Here is a 13,473-nt window from a genome sequence, read left to right as displayed (position 1 = left end):
GTTAGAGATACCAATGAGAATTCTTGTGACTGGCGCTACAGGCTTTCTGGGGCAGCATCTAGCGCGAGCATTGCTAACACGTGGTCATCAAGTCTATCTTTCTGGCCGCCATTTTGCGCCTGTAGAAGTGCTGATTGCCGCTGGGGCAATTCCTTGTGAGGCAGATTTACGAGATGCGCCGACTGTATGTGCTATTTGTAAGGGGATGGATGCCGTGTATCATGTTGGGGCGCTCTCGGCCGCCTGGGGCAAGCGATCTGACTTTTTTGCTACCAACGTGGAAGGTACACGCGCGGTGGTCGCGGGCTGCCTTGAACATGGTGTGCAGCGTTTGATATATGTATCTTCGCCAAGTGTGGTCTATGACGGACGGGATCAATTTAATGCTACGGAACAGGTTCCCTATCCACGCCGTTTCACATCTGTCTATTCGTTGACCAAAAAGTTGGGGGAAGATCTGGTGAAGGGAGCACCAGCAAGCCTGCAAACTGTAGTTGTGCGGCCCAAGGCGATATTTGGGCCGGGCGATCGTGTACTTCTGCCACAATTGATTGCGGCCGCCAGGCTCAGGCGTTTGCCCCAGATTGGCAATGGACATAATCTCGTTGATCTCACCTATGTGGAGAATGTCGTCAAGGCCCTGCTACTGGCTCTGGAAGCCAACGCTGCCGTAGGGAAGACCTATACGATCACGAATGGAGAACATGTTTCCTTGTGGGAGGTAATTGGATATGTGTTGGGACAGCTTGGCTTGCCTACAAAACTGAGACGTGTGCCTCTTTCCGTAGCCCTGGCGGCCGCTACACTTATGGAAGCCAGAGCAGCTATAAGCGGCAGTGAGCCGCTGCTGACCCGCTACTCGGCCTCGATTCTGGCCAGGACACAGACATATGATATTAGTGCGGCCCAGCGCGATCTTGGCTATATTCCAGGGGTCTCGGTTGCCGAGGGTATTGAGCTGACGCTTGAGAAATTGCGAGCTGAGATATGAGTCAGGTAACGTTAGAGTGTCATATCCTGGATACCGGGTATTGCCTGGCCTGGGAGCATCATATGATTCAGGGAGGGCAGAGGCGTAAGGTCGCTTGCCACTCTCTTGTCGCCTTGTTAAAGCATCAGGAACACGGCTGGATGCTGTGGGATACTGGCTATGCCCCGCGAATGCTCGAAGCAACGCAGACACTTCCTTTTTCGCTCTATCGTCGCGCAACTCCCTTATATATCCAACCCCGGCTCAGCGTGGCGGCCCAGCTGGCCCGTTGGCAACTTAAGCCAAGCGATATCCGACGCATCATTATCTCGCATTTTCATGCCGACCACCTGGCTGGCCTGCGCGATTTTCCCCAGGCCGAGCTAATTGCCTCCGGGAACGCTTACGCCGATGTGGCTACGCGCCGGGGAATAAATGCGCTAAGGCGGGCCTTTATCCCGGCTCTCTTGCCCACAGACTTTGCGGAACGCGCTACGCTTTTACCAGAGTTTAACGGTCCCAACCTGGCTTCGCTTGGTCCAACGTATGATCTTTTTTGCGACGGATCGCTCCGCCTGGTCTCGTTGCCGGGCCATGCTCGTGGCCAACTTGGTCTGCTGGCGCAGACACAGCGCGGTCAGCTCTTATTTGCCGCCGATAGTTGCTGGCTGCGGCGCTCGATTTATGAATGCCGACCACCATCGCGCCTTACTAACTTTTTTGTAGACGATCCCCGGGCCATTCGCAATACTATTCAGCATCTGCATGATTTCGCCCAGGCTCAGACCGATGTTGTCATCATTCCCAGCCATTGCCCCGAAGCCTTTAGACAGGAAGTGGAATTGTCCTATGAAGATAACTGACCTTCCCCTTATGGCTCGACATTTCCTCAGCGCGCGGTGGAACTGGCAGCATCTGCGCGGTCCTGCCTTGGAGCGCTATCAGGAACGCAGGGCGCAACAGATCGTAGCCTATGCCCTACAGCACTCGCCCTTTTATCGTAACCACTGGGCAAACCATGATCCCGGCTCCTGGCGGACTTTACCAACCGTAGATAAGCGCTTGATGATGGCACACTTTGATACATTTACCACGCGTGGGATCAAACGCGATGTGGCGATGGAGGTAGCTTTACGCGCCGAACAAAGCCGCGATTTCGCCCCTTTGCTCAATGACCTCACCGTGGGATTATCTTCTGGCACATCGGGGCATCGCGGCCTGTTTCTGGTCAGCCCTGCAGAGCAGGCGGGCTGGGCGGGCACGATTCTGGCACGCGTACTGCATGGCTGGCGGCCGCACCATTTGCACGTAGCCTTTTTTCTGCGCTCGAACAGCAACCTGTATGAGCAAGTCGGCGGAACGTTCATCCAGTTTCGCTACTTCGATCTCATGTTCCCGCTAGAAGAGGCAGTTGCCAGGCTCAATGCTTTTCAGCCCCATATTGTTGTTGGGCCGCCATCGCTGCTAAGCATGTTAGCAAGTGAGCGCAGCAAAGATAAGCTTCGCATTATGCCTGAGCGGCTGATCTCGGTTGCCGAAGTGTTAGAGGATCACGCGCGGCAGGCTATCGAGACTATTTTTTCTGTTCGGGTTCAGCAGATCTATCAATGCACTGAGGGCCTGCTGGCCGTGAGCTGTCAGCGGGGAGCGCTCCATATTCAGGAAGACATCGTGATGCTGCAGTTTGAAGCGCTTGAAGGCAGCGAAGACAGGCTGGTGCAACCCATCATTACCGATCTCTGGCGTAAGACGCAGCCAATTATTCGCTATCGTCTCAATGATCTGCTGGAGCTTGATCCTGCGCCATGTGTTTGCGGCTCGGGTTTTCGCGTGATTCGAGCCATAGAAGGGCGCAGCGACGATATTTGCTATTTTGAGACTCTCACAGGAGAGCTTCGGCCCTTTTTCCCCGACACAATCCGGCGCATGATCCTGCTCGCCAGCCCAGATATAACAGACTATCAAGTAGTGCAGGAGCGCAACGGACAATTGCATATCTATTTGCAGACAGAACCAGGGGCCTCGTTTGAGCGTGTGGCGCAATTGGTCAGAGCAAGCGTTGCCGCCACCATTGCTCAGTATGCGTGCCGCTCGGCAGATGTAGAGATTGAGCCTGGCTTGCCGCCTGCGCTGCCTGGAAAGAAGCTGAGGCGCGTCCGGCGCCTTCAATAGCTTGCCGCCTGCTCTTTTCCGCGCCTGCTCACGTAATGAAAATTGCCTCCCCGTTCTACCTGTACGATATTGCCTCGCCAGTTGATGCGCTGAGGCGAGAACAGGGCCACAAGCAACTGAAGAGGAAAAATGATCTGCATAACAGGAACCCACCAGGCTTTGCGCCAGGGAGTGGCCTTCTGCAAGTAGCGTTTGTTGAAGTAGGCGAATATCGCAAAATTGCCACCAAAATAGAGCAGTGTATAGCCAAGCTTTGCTTTTGAGGGGCGCAACAGGAGGGTAATGATAAGGAGCAATGGGTAGAGAGCGGGAAGCAGGCCCAGCGCATAGGTAATCAAGCGCTCACGCCTACTCACGTGACGTAGGAGCGATTCGCGGGGCAGGACAAACCAGCGCTGAATCAAGCTAAGATAGTGGCGTGGCCCTTTAACCTGAGTACTGATGCCATGGCAGAGTGGGGACTGGGCGAGCCGATAGCCGTGCGAGCGCATAAGTTGAGCAATAGCAAAATCGTCGGCAAACATATGCTCTATCGCCTCAAATCCACCGACTTCAGTCAGAACCTGGCGACGTATGGCGTAAAACATGCCATTAACGGTAAATGGTTGGGTCAAAATTGTGTAAGGAATGTAGGTGAGCAAGCTATTGCTGTTCACAAAGGCAGAAACCATGCTCGACCACATATTCGAGTAATTCACATAATAGGGTAAGCCAAAGGCCAGGCCAACTCCTGGCTTAGCCAGATAGGGCAAACAAAGCTCCAGCCCATGATCAGGCAGCATTGTATCATCGTCAAGAACGCAGAGAATCTCGCCCCGGGCTACTTTTGCCCCAGCGATCAGCTTGACTGTTTTGGGATTTTGTCCCTCGACGGGAGGCGGTAAAGAGATCATCTGTACCGGGCGATTGGGATAGCGAGCCATCAAGTTCTGACAAATGTCCTGCCCAGCCGCATCATCGCGATCGGTGAGCCAGATATATTCCAGAAGATAGCTGCTCTTAAGCTGCAGGCTGCGCTCAAGGCAGGACGCCATAGTAGGATCGCCGCTTAAGACAGGCTGAATAATACTTACTAATGTGGGTGAGGCAGTGGAGCTGGGTGCAGAGCGCCGGAAGAAGCGCGTTACCATGCTATATTTCCATATGCGCTCCGCTAACATGAGCAAACCGATAGCTTGCAGGAATCGCTTCATGAAAGAACCTCCATTTTACCGCCACGCAGAATACGCCAGCGTTGCCCGCGCCACTCTATCTCCGGGCTTGCTGCAAGAGACCAAAGCACCTGCAGGGGAGCAAGCAAGGCAACGATAGGCAAGAGGGGCCAGCGGCTTGCTGGCGTACGACGCTGTAAGTAGCATATTTCTCCAAGGGCATAGATTGCGCCAAAGAGGCCAAGGCTGGTAATCAGGGCCTGGAAGGCAGGGCGCTTCCAGGTGAAAAGGGCAAGGAGAGCCAGCAAGGCAGGGATGAGCTGCGTGATGCTGCCAAGGAGGGTGACGCCTTGCTCCCGTAAAGTCAGATACGGTGCCATGGCCTGGCGCGGAAAGATAAACCAGCGCTTCATCTGCTTTGTGTAGGCCGTACGGGAAGACAGCTCGTTATTAACATCGTAGATCATAGGCGTTTGCACACAGCGCAGGCCCAGATGGCGTACGCGACGGGCCAACTCGTGATCGTCGTCTATGCGCTCTTCCATCGCTGTTAAACCGCCCGCCCGCTGAAAAATCTCGCGCCGCAAGGCAAAGCAATGCCCGGTGATTGTGAAGGGATCAGCGAGATAGGTGAGAGGGATGTAGCTCAAGAGCGCGTTGGCATTGACGAAGATGCTCATCAGGCTAGACCAGAGGGTTTGCCAATTGGTATAGCAGGCCAGGCCAAAGACTGCCCCTACCTGTGGCTGAAAGAGGTAAGGAATCATTATCCGCAGCGCATCAGGACGCAAGGCGATATCGTCATCAACGAACCAAAGAATTTCGCCCCGGGCCCTGGGTAGAGCGGCCAGTAGCTTTTCTGTCTTGGCGGCGATTGGCCCCTGGATAGCATCTACCAGAAGAAGTTGCGCATCAAGATCAGGCAATTCGGCCATGAGAGAAGTGCAGGCCTTTTGCGAGACCTCATCATGGACATCGCAGATAAAGAGATGTTCAAGGTGTCCGGGATAATCAAGCTGGGTTCGTGAGCGTAGGTTGTTGGCCAGACCGCTGGCCCCGCGTGTGATTGGCTGCAGTAGTGTGACTGTGGGCCATATTCTGGAAGGTTGAGGTGTGTCACTGTGAAAAAAATGTGTGATCGCTGCTAGCTTTAAAACACGATCCAGCGCGAAGGTCGCAAGTAAACTATATGCAAAACCTCGTATAAAAGGCGTTGATGGCCTGCTCATGGTTGCTCCTGCAGAAACTGCCTGGTAACAAAGAAGAAATCTTCAAACCGGGTTACCCAGGTCGGAAGATGGTTTCTAAGCGTAAAATAGGTTGGAAAGCTACCTCTCCATTAGCGTGTACCCTCGGTAAATGGAGCAGCGCTTGAGGGCTCTGACCGCTACTGAAATATGTCCACCTGGGACCTGCGATATGTGTGTGCTTACGGGGTTGGGCGGCCCAGAAATATGCCAGTTGTGCGAATAAGTCTGCTGTTTGCATGCTCAACACTAACGAAAAGTAGTGATTAGCTCCCAATAAAGTGTTTTGATAGGTACATGTAGTAAATATTTAGCCTTCTTGTAGGTTTTTGCTGTAGAATATATCTTGGTTCAGGACCTTAGAGAGTATGTTGAGCGTAAACTTGCTAAAGAGCTCGTTCTTTCGAAGTGCGAAAAGCCTCGCTAGACGAGCCCGTAGCATTTTCCTGAGAGGGGCAGCCATGCACGATGGCGGTTTCTGGCTCCTCCATTAACTCCATATCTCTATCCTATCCTGAAGTTTTCCAACTGTGGCTTGCCTAAGTTGCCCTTGCCTACATTTGCATTCATTATGCATGAGCAAAGGGGAAAAAGCAAGCTATAGGCCTATTTCCTGGTAAATGTTGCCATATGTTATGATATGACCTGCTGGGAGGGAGATCTAGCAGATAGGGTCGTCTTCAGGGAGCGAAGGCTGGTCAGAAAGATGCTGTAAATTGCCTATGTGGAGGGTATTACAAAGAAGTAACAAGAATCTGTGACTGATGGGTGGAATTTTGCGTGTATGAGATAGGAGCCTTAAATGTGTTTAAGTAACTAATCAAGAGGTACAGAGCAGTACTTTGGTTTCGTACACAAACATGTGTTTGCTACATCCAGCTGATAGATTATACACTTCCAGGGGACACTTGCCAGGTCTCAGGCAGAGTGGATAGAAATGAAGAGAAAGGGAATAAGTTATGCAACTCGGTTTAGTAGGTCTTGGCCGTATGGGCGCCAACATGGCGAAACGGCTCTTGCGCGCAGGTCATACCTGCGTAGGTTATGCTCGTACAGCTGCAACTGTGCAGAAACGTATAGATGAGGGTTCTATTTCTTCCGGAGCATCCTCATTGGAAGATCTTGTCAAGCAGCTAGAGACGCCACGCGTTGTCTGGCTGATGGTGCCGGCTGCCTCGGTTGATGAAACCATAGAGCAATTGCTGCCTCATCTATCTCCTGATGATATAGTCATTGATGGTGGCAATTCTTATTACCGCGATGACATCCGCAGAGCAGAATGGCTGAAGAAGCACAACATCCATTATGTAGATACCGGCACAAGCGGTGGTGTTTGGGGCCTCGATCGTGGCTATTGTCTTATGATTGGTGGAGATGATGAAGCGGTAAAGCGCCTTGATCCGATCTTTTCAACCCTGGCTCCTGGCGTGGATGCGGCAGTGCGTACCCCCGGTCGCGAGAAAGTTGGCGGCACGGCTGAAAAGGGATATCTGCATTGTGGACCAAATGGCGCGGGTCACTTTGTGAAAATGGTGCATAACGGCATTGAGTACGGCGTCATGGCCGCCTATGCGGAAGGCTTAAATATTCTGCATCATGCCAACATAGGTAAAGATCAGCAGACCATCGATGCAGAGACGGCACCGCTGCAGAATCCAGAGTATTATCACTATGATTTTAACCTCGCCGATGTCTCAGAGCTCTGGCGGCGTGGTAGCGTCATTGGTTCATGGCTGCTCGATCTGACTGCCAGTGCCTTGCTGCAAAACCCTCAGCTCGAAAAGTTTGCTGGTCGCGTATCTGATTCGGGCGAGGGTCGCTGGACTGTAGCTGCCGCGATTGATGAGTCGGTGCCAGCTCCTGTCTTGAGTGCCGCGCTCTTTGCGCGCTTTAGCTCGCGTGGCGAAGCGGACTTTGCCAATAAGGTGTTGTCTGCCATGCGCTATGAGTTCGGTGGTCACTTAGAGAAAGAGAGCTAGCTTATAAACAGGGAGTGCTTGCTAACAATAAATCTCCTCTGCTGGAGGTCACTTATTGCCGGTGCTCCCTGGCCGCGCCTGGTCAGGGAGAGCACTCTCTAAGGAATTTGCGATAGCTGCAAGTGTTTCTCATCATGCTGGCAAAGATGTAGCGATCGGCTTATGGCTCTACAATTCTAGCTAGAACGGTGGCCATGAGATTGAGCCGGGCGTGAGAGAAAGAAGTTGCTGCTATGCCGATTGAGGCGCATATTACCTGCTAGATCGCAGCGTGCCCGCACACGCGATGGAGTTGGCCGCTCTCATCAAAAGCGGCCCCCTGGGGTTCGCTCCGTTGGAGCGTGCCTTGCTTTCCTCCCATCCCGGGAACGGGTCTGCAGAAAGGATTTGTTATGACGGATTCTCACTCGGATGCCCTTGTTTTCTTTGGCATAACAGGAGATCTCGCATACAAGAAAATTTTTCCGGCCTTGCAAGCGATGATCAAGCATAATCATCTGAATGTTCCAGTTATTGGCGTTGCGGGCAGGCCCTGGAAGATAGAGCAGCTGCGCGCACATATCCACGATAGCCTTGAGCAGCATGGTGGAGGTGTAGATCAAGCTGCTTTTGAGAAGTTGTGCTCGTTGGTGCAGTATGTCTCGGGCGACTACACGAGCGATGATACCTATGCACGGCTACGCCAGGCCCTGGGTACAGCCTCGCGCCCTTTATATTACCTGGCGATTCCCCCCAGCCTGTTTGGCACCGTTGTTGAGGGTTTAGGGAAGTCTGGCTGTGCTGATAATGCCCGCGTGGTCATCGAAAAGCCGTTTGGACGAGATCTGGCTTCAGCTCAGGAGCTGAATGCGACCTTGCATAAGGTCTTCCCTGAACCCGCCATTTATCGCATAGATCATTATCTGGGCAAGGAGCCTGTCCAAAATCTTCTCTACTTCCGTTTTGCCAATTCCTTTTTAGAGCCTGTCTGGAATCGTAACTATGTTGAAAGTGTTCAGATCACAATGGCCGAGAAGTTTGGCGTAGCTGACCGTGGTAAGTTCTATGAAGAAGCCGGCGCGATTCGTGACGTTGTGCAGAACCATATGCTCCAGATTGTCGCCTTGCTGGCTATGGAAGCTCCGTATGGAAGCAACTTCGAGGCCCTACGCGAGGCTAAGACTGGCGTCTTTAGAGCAATGCGGCCTATTGATCCAGCCAATGTCGTGCGTGGCCAGTATCGCGGCTATCGCCAGGAAAAAGGTGTGGCCCCTGACTCTCAGGTAGAAACCTTTGCCGCCTTGAAGCTTTACCTGGATACCTGGCGCTGGGCCGATGTACCTTTCTTTATTCGGGCTGGCAAGTGCTTGCCAACAACTGCGACTGATATCCTGGTAGAACTGAAACGGCCGCCTCAAGATGTGTTTGGAGATATTGAACCGCCCCATGCAAACTATTTCCACTTTCGTCTGAGCCCTGATGTGCTCATCTCTGTTGGCGCACGTGCCAAACTGCCTGGGGAGAACATGAAGGGTGAGGAAGTAGAACTTGTTGCCCGGCAGCATTCTGGAGATGAGATGGAGCCCTATGAGCGCCTGCTTGGCGATGCAATGTGTGGCGATGCTACGCTCTTTGTGCGCGAGGATGCTGTAGAGTCGGCTTGGAGCGTTGTTGATCCAATCCTTGGCGACGTAACACCAATCTTTGAGTATGATCCTGGCACATGGGGACCCTCCGAGGCCGAGCGCGTTGCAGCTCGTGATGGGGGCTGGCAGAATCCCGAACCTGATGAGAATACAAATGCTTCCAGGTGGTAAGACTGCCCGCATGGCGCGTTGGGGCAATATACTGTTATAAGAACGTTGAAGAGGAGAATAGAAGATTATGTCCGTGAGTGTAACACCACTGACCCAGCGTCCTGCCTGGCAGGCGCTTGAGGATCACTATCAGAAGGTGAAAGATATTCATCTCCGCACACTCTTTGCTCAGGACCCTAAGCGCGGTGAGCGCTTCACCTGCGAAGCTGAGGATCTCTATCTTGATTATTCCAAGAATCGTGTTACCGATGAAACCATGCGGCTCTTGCTGCAACTGGCCGAGACGGCAGGGTTGCGAGAGCGTATTGATGCTATGTTTCGTGGGGACAAGATCAATATCACCGAGAAGCGCGCCGTGCTGCACATAGCCTTGCGTGCGCCAAAGGACCAATCCATTGTGGTGGATGGTGAGAATGTGGTTCCTGCGGTTCACGCCGTGCTTGACAAGATGACTGATTTCTCCAATCGAGTTCGAAGCGGCGCATGGAAGGGCTATACTGGCAAGCGCATTCGCAATATCGTCAATATTGGTATCGGCGGTTCTGACCTTGGTCCATATATGGCTTACGATGCCCTCAAGTATTATAGCGATCGCGATCTGACCCTACGTTTCGTTTCGAATATCGATGGCAACGAGTTCGTAGAGTGCACGCGCGATCTTGATCCGGCTGAGACGCTCTTTATCGTCTCTTCCAAGACCTTTACAACGCTTGAGACGCTTACTAATGCCCATTCAGCGCGCAAGTGGTGTGTTGATGCCCTGGGCAGTGAGCAGGCCGTAGCCAAACACTTTGTGGCCGTTTCTACCAATGCCACAGAAGTTGCCAAATTTGGTATCGATACGGCCAACATGTTCGAGTTCTGGGATTGGGTCGGTGGTCGCTATTCTTATGATTCCGCCATCGGCCTTTCCTTGATGATAGCGATTGGCTCCGAGAAATTTCGGGAGATGCTGGCTGGCTTCCATGCTATGGATGAGCATTTCCGTACAGCCCCCTTTGAGCGAAATCTACCGGTTATCCTGGCCTTACTGGGTATCTGGTATAACAATTTCTTTGGCGCTGAGACTGTAGCGATTCTCCCTTACGATTACTACCTTGGACGCTTTACGTCATATCTGCAGCAGCTAGATATGGAGAGCGATGGTAAGTCTGTCGATTTAGAGGGCCGCAGGGTGAATTATCAGACCGGGCCTATCATCTGGGGACAGCCTGGAACGAATGGCCAGCACGCGTTTTATCAGCTTATTCACCAGGGCACCAAGCTCATTCCTTGCGACTTCATCGGTTTTGTGCACGCCTTGAATCCGCTTGGTCGCCATCACGATCTCTTGATGGCCAATCTCTTTGCCCAAACCGAGGCTCTGGCTTTCGGCAAGACTGCGGAAGAAGTTGCTGCCGATGGCGTTGCATCTTTCCAGGTTCCACATCGTACCTTTGAGGGAAACCATCCCACAAATACCATTCTAAGCAGCCACTTGACACCGGAAACTCTTGGCAAGCTAATTGCGCTCTATGAGCATAAGGTTTTTGTGCAAGGGACGATCTGGAATATCAACTCGTTTGATCAATGGGGAGTAGAGCTTGGCAAGGTGCTGGCGAATCGCATTATTCCCGAGCTTGAAAATGGCTCTGAGCCTGAGCTTACACATGATAGCTCGACGAACTCGCTCATTCGCCGTTATCGCCGCATGAAAAAGGCCTAGCCTTAGCGTTATGTCTGGCAAGGCCCTGTCCTTGTGCCTTACATGGGAGACAGGGCCTCATTGTCGTAAGCCAGGCTCTAGAAGATGCTTGTGCGCCTGGATAGCAGAAATTCGCTGAAATTGGCGACACTCTCAATATCTCCCTCATCCAGCATGTTGACGATGCGCTTCACAACAAGGCGCCGTGGCTGCCCGGCGGCGTTAGGATGCGTAAAGCCGATCACACTTGTGATCTGCGGCTCACGCTCGCCACGGATCTCTTCAGCCATCATTTCTAGAAATTCGGCAAGGTCCAGATCCAGCGCATGTGCCAGACTCTCTAAAACCTTAGAAGAGGGGTATTTCTGACCTCGTTCGATCTCGCCAACATAGATTTCTGAGATTCCCGCTTTCTCCCCCAACTCTTTGATCGTGAGGTTGCGGTCCTGGCGTTCGCGGCGCACTACCCGACCCAAAATTTCCTGCAAATCTGCCATATCTTTTTGCCCTTCCTATGCTTAGAGCATTGCTTGTTAAAGACATATGCTAACAGCATATATTATCCCTGTAATAATAAACTATCCGCATGGTATATTCAAGGGGAAGCTGTAAGGACAATAGCAAAGGAGAAAATAACATGTTTTTCGTTCAACCATATCACAATTCAGAGCTCCACCACAAGGTAGAGCAAACAATCGGAATAAGACAGGCCTTGAATCCACGTATGGATGATAGTACGGAACGACGTCCTACCGCTTTTATCCCTACCGTCTATGAGAACGTTACTCCTGAACCTGCGCGCTGGGAATATCACGTGCTTAGCGTCGATGCTCGCGAAGCTGCCTTGCCCGATGTTGAGCAGCTCAATGAGCTGGGGCGTGAAGGTTGGGTGATGATAGGTGTGCTTGATGAAAGAGCCACCGGTAGGGGCGGATTGGTCTATTACTACTTTACGCGCGCCGCTCGTGGGTGATGTATGCGTATTGCGTTAATCTCTGATATTCATGGGAACCTGGTTGCTCTTGAAGCTGTGCTTGCCGATATCGCCAGAGAACGGGTAGAGCAGATCGTATGCCTGGGGGATGTGGCCGGAACAGGGCCTCAGCCGCGCGAGGTGATTGAGAAGTTACGAGCATTGCAAATTCCCATTGTGATGGGCAATGTGGATGCCTGGCTAATAGAGCCGCAGCTCTCAGCAGATGCGGATGAAGATACCAGAAAGATAGAAGAGATTGATCTATGGTGTGCTCAGCAATTATCTCAGGATGAGAGAGCATATCTGCGCAGTTTTCTGCCAACGATTCAGTTAGATTTGCTGGGGACAAAGCTGCTGTGTTGTCATGGCTCGCCGCAGTCTAACCTTGAGAGGATCGATGCAGAAACGCCTGTGGAGGAGCTCAGGCGTATGTTGGCCAGCTATTCGACCGAAGTGCTTGCAGCTGGCCACACTCATGTGCAGTTGCTTCGTCGTCATGAAGACATGATTTTATGCAACCCGGGAAGTGTTGGTTTAGCGTATAGCTATTCGCCCTCCTTACAGAGCATATATAACCCTGCCTGGGGAGAGTATGCGATTATCAGCGCGAATGCTGAGTATGTAGGCATAGAGCTGCGTCGTGTGCCTTTTGATGTGGAGGCGTTCGTCAAAGCTATGCTCAGTAGTGGTATGCCGCATGCCCAATGGTGCGCGGCAGACTGGAAAGCTTAATCAGGGTTTAGAGCGTGCTAATGAGCTTTGCGGATCAATAGATACTGTTTTGATCGGGTGAAGCAAAGGCCATCTTATAATGTAAAGCTTAGCAACGATTGCTAATGGCTATAAAAGGAGAGATCTCATGTCAGGATTAATTGTTCCGACTGTTCTGGAAACCACGGGGCGCGGAGAACGCGCTTATGACATCTATTCGCGCTTATTGAAGGATCGCATTGTTATGGTCAACGGACCTATCGAAGATACCCTGGCCAACCTGGTGGTGGCCCAGTTACTCTACCTGGCGGCCGAAGATAGCAAACGCGAGATCAATATGTACATCAATTCTCCTGGCGGCTCCATCTATGCTGGCCTGGGCATTTACGATACGATGCGCGTTCTGCCATGTCCTGTAGCCACTACTTGCGTGGGCTTTTCGGCTAGCTTTGGTACGATCCTATTGTTGGCAGGAGAGAAAGGTAAGCGCTATGCTATGCCTCATTCGCGCATCCATATGCACCAGCCTTTGCAGAACGGTGGTGGTGGTCAGGCCTCGGATATTGAGATCCAGGCTCGTGAGATAGTGCATTTGCGCGATGAACTGCACGGCATCATTCATCAGCATACCGGCCAGTCGCTTGAGCGCATCAGGCATGACTTCGATCGCGATTATTATATGAGCGCGAAAGAAGCCAAGGAATTCGGCATTATTGACGAGGTGCTAACCTTTGCCGAGAAGCCGCAAGAATAACTATGCCGCCGAGGATTTCGTGAGGATGGTCTC

Annotated in this window: 12 protein-coding genes; 9 read left to right on the top strand and 3 right to left on the bottom strand. The window is 52.1% G+C overall.

Going from position 1 to position 13,473, the window contains the following annotated elements:
- Positions 1 to 13: 13 nt before the first annotated feature.
- Genes EPA93_RS18695 through EPA93_RS18685 form a run of 3 tightly spaced genes read left to right on the top strand, consistent with a single transcriptional unit; the run spans position 14 to position 3,142 of the window.
- On the top strand, positions 14 to 991 hold the full coding sequence (locus EPA93_RS18695; protein WP_129888966.1) for an NAD-dependent epimerase/dehydratase family protein: 978 nt from the start codon (positions 14 to 16) through the stop codon (positions 989 to 991).
- Positions 988 to 1,833 (top strand): MBL fold metallo-hydrolase, encoded by an 846-nt coding sequence (locus EPA93_RS18690; RefSeq protein WP_129888965.1) that lies wholly within the window; start codon positions 988 to 990, stop codon positions 1,831 to 1,833. The genes EPA93_RS18695 and EPA93_RS18690 overlap by 4 nt, the downstream gene beginning before the upstream one ends.
- Positions 1,820 to 3,142, top strand: a complete 1,323-nt coding sequence (locus EPA93_RS18685; protein ID WP_165423239.1) for a F390 synthetase-related protein — start codon at positions 1,820 to 1,822, stop codon at positions 3,140 to 3,142. The genes EPA93_RS18690 and EPA93_RS18685 overlap by 14 nt, the downstream gene beginning before the upstream one ends.
- Here EPA93_RS18685 and EPA93_RS18680 read toward each other — a convergent pair.
- Positions 3,136 to 4,335 carry a glycosyltransferase family 2 protein gene (locus EPA93_RS18680; protein WP_129888963.1) on the bottom strand — a complete coding sequence of 400 codons (1,200 nt, stop codon included), beginning with the start codon at positions 4,333 to 4,335 and terminating at the stop codon, positions 3,136 to 3,138. The two genes, EPA93_RS18685 and EPA93_RS18680, sit on opposite strands and share 7 nt — an antisense overlap.
- On the bottom strand, positions 4,332 to 5,522 hold the full coding sequence (locus tag EPA93_RS18675; protein WP_129888962.1) for a glycosyltransferase family 2 protein: 1,191 nt from the start codon (positions 5,520 to 5,522) through the stop codon (positions 4,332 to 4,334). The genes EPA93_RS18680 and EPA93_RS18675 overlap by 4 nt, the downstream gene beginning before the upstream one ends.
- 977 nt (positions 5,523 to 6,499) lie before the next feature.
- On the opposite strand from EPA93_RS18675, the gene gnd reads away from it, so the two are divergent.
- From gnd to pgi, 3 genes are all read left to right on the top strand, one after another.
- Entirely contained in the window at positions 6,500 to 7,519 is a 1,020-nt protein-coding gene (gene gnd, locus EPA93_RS18670) for a phosphogluconate dehydrogenase (NAD(+)-dependent, decarboxylating) (RefSeq protein WP_129888961.1), read from the top strand.
- Between the two features lie 392 nt (positions 7,520 to 7,911).
- Positions 7,912 to 9,315 carry a glucose-6-phosphate dehydrogenase gene (gene zwf, locus EPA93_RS18665; protein WP_129888960.1) on the top strand — a complete coding sequence of 468 codons (1,404 nt, stop codon included), beginning with the start codon at positions 7,912 to 7,914 and terminating at the stop codon, positions 9,313 to 9,315.
- Between the two features lie 67 nt (positions 9,316 to 9,382).
- The gene (gene pgi, locus EPA93_RS18660; protein ID WP_129888959.1) at positions 9,383 to 11,020 is read left to right on the top strand and encodes a glucose-6-phosphate isomerase; all 1,638 of its coding nucleotides are present in this window, start codon (positions 9,383 to 9,385) and stop codon (positions 11,018 to 11,020) included.
- 77 nt (positions 11,021 to 11,097) lie between these two features.
- On the opposite strand, the gene EPA93_RS18655 is transcribed toward pgi, so the two are convergent.
- A complete protein-coding gene (locus EPA93_RS18655) occupies positions 11,098 to 11,496 on the bottom strand; it encodes a helix-turn-helix domain-containing protein (RefSeq protein ID WP_129888958.1) in 399 nt (132 codons plus the stop codon).
- Positions 11,497 to 11,636: 140 nt separating this feature from the next.
- Here EPA93_RS18655 and EPA93_RS18650 point away from each other — a divergent pair, with 140 nt between their 5' ends.
- The 3 genes from EPA93_RS18650 to EPA93_RS18640 all read left to right on the top strand — a co-directional run bounded on the left by EPA93_RS18650 (position 11,637) and on the right by EPA93_RS18640 (position 13,440).
- Positions 11,637 to 11,972 carry a hypothetical protein gene (locus EPA93_RS18650; RefSeq protein ID WP_129888957.1) on the top strand — a complete coding sequence of 112 codons (336 nt, stop codon included), beginning with the start codon at positions 11,637 to 11,639 and terminating at the stop codon, positions 11,970 to 11,972.
- Between the two features lie 3 nt (positions 11,973 to 11,975).
- A complete protein-coding gene (locus EPA93_RS18645) occupies positions 11,976 to 12,707 on the top strand; it encodes a metallophosphoesterase family protein (protein WP_129888956.1) in 732 nt (243 codons plus the stop codon).
- Between the two features lie 127 nt (positions 12,708 to 12,834).
- Positions 12,835 to 13,440, top strand: a complete 606-nt coding sequence (locus EPA93_RS18640) for an ATP-dependent Clp protease proteolytic subunit (RefSeq protein ID WP_129888955.1) — start codon at positions 12,835 to 12,837, stop codon at positions 13,438 to 13,440.
- The last annotated feature ends 33 nt before the right edge of the window (positions 13,441 to 13,473 follow it).

It is taken from the genome of Ktedonosporobacter rubrisoli, from assembly GCF_004208415.1.
Taxonomy (GTDB): domain Bacteria; phylum Chloroflexota; class Ktedonobacteria; order Ktedonobacterales; family Ktedonobacteraceae; genus Ktedonosporobacter; species Ktedonosporobacter rubrisoli.
Note: the sequence above shows the minus strand (reverse complement) of the source record. Positions and strands in the feature narration are given on the sequence as shown.

Excerpts from the sequence above, each read along its gene's own strand:
- EPA93_RS18695 (WP_129888966.1), top strand. The coding sequence starts at position 14 with ATGAGAATTCTTGTGACTGGCGCTACAGGCTTTCTGGGGCAGCATCTA.
- EPA93_RS18690 (WP_129888965.1), top strand. The coding sequence starts at position 988 with ATGAGTCAGGTAACGTTAGAGTGTCATATCCTGGATACCGGGTATTGC.
- EPA93_RS18685 (WP_165423239.1), top strand. The coding sequence starts at position 1,820 with ATGAAGATAACTGACCTTCCCCTTATGGCTCGACATTTCCTCAGCGCG.
- EPA93_RS18680 (WP_129888963.1), bottom strand. The coding sequence starts at position 4,335 with ATGAAGCGATTCCTGCAAGCTATCGGTTTGCTCATGTTAGCGGAGCGC.
- EPA93_RS18675 (WP_129888962.1), bottom strand. The coding sequence starts at position 5,522 with ATGAGCAGGCCATCAACGCCTTTTATACGAGGTTTTGCATATAGTTTA.
- gnd (WP_129888961.1), top strand. The coding sequence starts at position 6,500 with ATGCAACTCGGTTTAGTAGGTCTTGGCCGTATGGGCGCCAACATGGCG.
- zwf (WP_129888960.1), top strand. The coding sequence starts at position 7,912 with ATGACGGATTCTCACTCGGATGCCCTTGTTTTCTTTGGCATAACAGGA.
- pgi (WP_129888959.1), top strand. The coding sequence starts at position 9,383 with ATGTCCGTGAGTGTAACACCACTGACCCAGCGTCCTGCCTGGCAGGCG.
- EPA93_RS18655 (WP_129888958.1), bottom strand. The coding sequence starts at position 11,496 with ATGGCAGATTTGCAGGAAATTTTGGGTCGGGTAGTGCGCCGCGAACGC.
- EPA93_RS18650 (WP_129888957.1), top strand. The coding sequence starts at position 11,637 with ATGTTTTTCGTTCAACCATATCACAATTCAGAGCTCCACCACAAGGTA.
- EPA93_RS18645 (WP_129888956.1), top strand. The coding sequence starts at position 11,976 with ATGCGTATTGCGTTAATCTCTGATATTCATGGGAACCTGGTTGCTCTT.
- EPA93_RS18640 (WP_129888955.1), top strand. The coding sequence starts at position 12,835 with ATGTCAGGATTAATTGTTCCGACTGTTCTGGAAACCACGGGGCGCGGA.